A 2,330-nucleotide genomic window follows, 5' to 3' on the forward strand; every position below is an offset into this window, starting at 1 on the left:
CTTGGGGCGTTGCTCGCCATTCTGCCCCGCGCCGATGATCCGGCGCTGGTCTATGCCCTGCTCGCCTGGCTGACGGGCGGGGCGCAGATCGTGGGGGCAGTGTGCAATTACCGCCCGCTGCGCAGGGCCGCCGCCATTGCGGCCTTTACGGCCTGGGCGTTTATCGCCTGCGGGCTGATCGCCCCGGCTGCCTTGGTGCCCGCGATCGCGGCCTATGGCGCGCTTGCGCTGCTCAATGTGCGGGCAGCGCTGGGGAGAATGGGCAATGCCTGAGAACCTTACCCCGCAGCCCTGGTGGGTCGCGGTGATCGGCGGACTGCTTTTCACCATCCGCTGGCTGATAGGCTTCGGGGCATCGAGCGCAAAGGCCACCATCGCGTCGCAGCAGGAGGAGATCGACCGGCTGAATGCCCGCGTGGATAATCTAGAGGCAAGGGAGAAGGTCAATCTCGAGCTGATCGAGGAATTGCGAGAGCAGAATGGATTGCTGCGAGAGGCCCTTCGTCGAGCCGATTCGGTGGCGGCCCGATAGGCCGAAATGGGGGACAGCGGAATGTCAGCTCACATTTGGACCTATCTCGCAAAGAATATGCATATTACTGATTTAAGTTAGCAAGCAATGTTTACTTATATTTTTTTGTCATAATAATCTTGGATATCACAAACTTCTACTCCTTTGAGATTGAAAATTCAGTAACGGCCCGCATAAGTATATTTTTGAGCTCTTGCAAATTATCAGCCCTCGCATCAGAATTTATAACGTAATCGCCAAACCTATCAGATCCAGACCGAGGAAATGTAACCTTATCATGATCAGAATCAACACGTAGAGAACATACGATTCTTCTAGATTTCACTATAATATCAGTCGGCAATTCTTCTTTTGACAAGATAAATTTTAGTCCTTCCGATGTTTCATTTGAAACAATATCACTGATAGAAGCATTTTGGTATTTTTCATTGAATTTATCTATGTCAATCATTGTTATGGTCAGATTTTCAATGTAAAAATTAAATTTATCCAAAATAATATTTCCAGTTTCGGTTCTTAAAATAACCGGGTAAGAATCAATAGATGAAAAAACATTATTTATTTCGGTTATTGCTTTATAATACCAATGGAATCTTTTCTTCATCTCAGCGAATGTCATAAAGCCACTGCATGCTTTCCTTTTCATTTTAACATATTCCAAAAACGCAGAGTCGCTAAATTCACCACTATCAGTGATTTTATTGATCTTGGTTTCGTCCATTTTTTATCTCCATAAGTTTTCGCACGCGTAAAAACCTCTGATAGCATGTTACACCAAAAGCCGTCTTGAACGTAACTCTAGGTCCGCAACGAAGGCGGGAGCGGTCGGTCGTTACGCTTCCTGTTCTTCCTCACTCAGTAGCACCACCCCTACACAACCCTCTGATCACCAGCATAATGGCCGCACGTTCGCAGGATGATCCAGCAGGCGATAGTCCACCATCGAGAGCCAACGTGGCGAGGCCGTGAACAGCGGCCCAGCAGGCGAGTGTCGCGGCCTCCAGGTTATCGGGTGCGACCTGCTGGACCCGTCGGACCATAACGCCATATGCATTGTCTTCGACAGGTGGGGGCCCGCCATCATGTCCGGCGAACATCAGGCGGAAAAGCTGAGGCTGTTTCCGGGCGAAAGCGACATAGGCCTCGCCCTGTGCGAGCAGGGCCTTTTGGGCATCCGGCTGTTGATCTGCGGCCAGCAATACTACGCGAAGCGTCTCGAAGCCATGCAGGGCTACAGCGGCCAGAAGAGCCTCCTTGTCTCGAAAATGTCGGTAGGGCGCCATAGCTGACACGCCAGCTTCGCGAGCTACGGCGCGCAGCCCCACTGCCTCTCCTCGCTCGAGAGACGCCAAAGCTGCGGCGACAAGGCGTGTCCGCAGATCGCTGGAAACGGAATCATTCATGTTTACAATGTATACCAAACTCAATACGCTTACATTGTAAACGCCATGGAGCTGCATCATGCAAGCCGCAATCAACCGCCAATCCGTTGACCTTTCTGCGTATCCCGATCTCGTGATGATCATGCTCGGTTTTCGGATGCGAGGCTGGCGCAGCCTGCTTGCGATGCGACGGATCGGGCAGGGATTGGCGCAAATTGCTCGTGATCGCCCAGATGGTCTGCTCGCTGACGAGGGCCTGAGGTTCAGTTTGACGCATATCGGCTTTCGTCAATACTGGCGCGATATGGACGCGCTCGAGCGTTTTACGCGCAGCGAACCGCATGCCGACTGGTGGCGCCGTATACGAGAGATGACGGCGGGGGCGGGGTTTTGGCATGAAACCTATCACGCCCGTG

Annotated in this window: 5 protein-coding genes; 3 read left to right on the forward strand and 2 right to left on the reverse strand. The window is 52.1% G+C overall.

Features of this window, described 5'->3' with window-relative positions:
* Together C0V97_RS18330 and C0V97_RS07940 are read left to right on the forward strand one after the other, a co-directional pair.
* A partial coding sequence (locus tag C0V97_RS18330) for a hypothetical protein (RefSeq protein WP_158625375.1) occupies positions 1-273 on the forward strand: 273 nt, incomplete at its 5' end.
* Positions 266-532 (forward strand): hypothetical protein, encoded by a 267-nt coding sequence (locus C0V97_RS07940; protein WP_127102089.1) that lies wholly within the window; start codon positions 266-268, stop codon positions 530-532. The genes C0V97_RS18330 and C0V97_RS07940, both read left to right, overlap by 8 nt.
* A 136-nt stretch (positions 533-668) precedes the next feature.
* On the opposite strand, the gene C0V97_RS07945 is transcribed toward C0V97_RS07940, so the two are convergent.
* Both C0V97_RS07945 and C0V97_RS07950 read right to left on the reverse strand, forming a co-directional pair.
* Complete coding sequence (locus tag C0V97_RS07945) at positions 669-1,253, reverse strand: hypothetical protein (protein ID WP_127102090.1); 585 nt, start codon at positions 1,251-1,253, stop codon at positions 669-671.
* Between the two features lie 130 nt (positions 1,254-1,383).
* Entirely contained in the window at positions 1,384-1,935 is a 552-nt protein-coding gene (locus C0V97_RS07950) for a TetR/AcrR family transcriptional regulator (protein ID WP_127102091.1), read from the reverse strand.
* A 58-nt stretch (positions 1,936-1,993) separates the two neighbouring features.
* Between C0V97_RS07950 and C0V97_RS07955 the strand changes: the two genes are divergently transcribed.
* Positions 1,994-2,330: monooxygenase family protein (locus C0V97_RS07955; protein ID WP_127102092.1), on the forward strand; the 337-nt coding region annotated here is incomplete at its 3' end.

It is taken from the genome of Asaia sp. W19 (genome assembly GCF_003994335.1).
In the GTDB taxonomy this organism is placed as follows: Bacteria; Pseudomonadota; Alphaproteobacteria; order Acetobacterales; family Acetobacteraceae; genus Asaia.

Coding starts and splice junctions, on each gene's coding strand:
- C0V97_RS07940 (WP_127102089.1), top strand. CDS start 266: ATGCCTGAGAACCTTACCCCGCAGCCCTGGTGGGTCGCGGTGATCGGC.
- C0V97_RS07945 (WP_127102090.1), bottom strand. CDS start 1,253: ATGGACGAAACCAAGATCAATAAAATCACTGATAGTGGTGAATTTAGC.
- C0V97_RS07950 (WP_127102091.1), bottom strand. CDS start 1,935: ATGAATGATTCCGTTTCCAGCGATCTGCGGACACGCCTTGTCGCCGCA.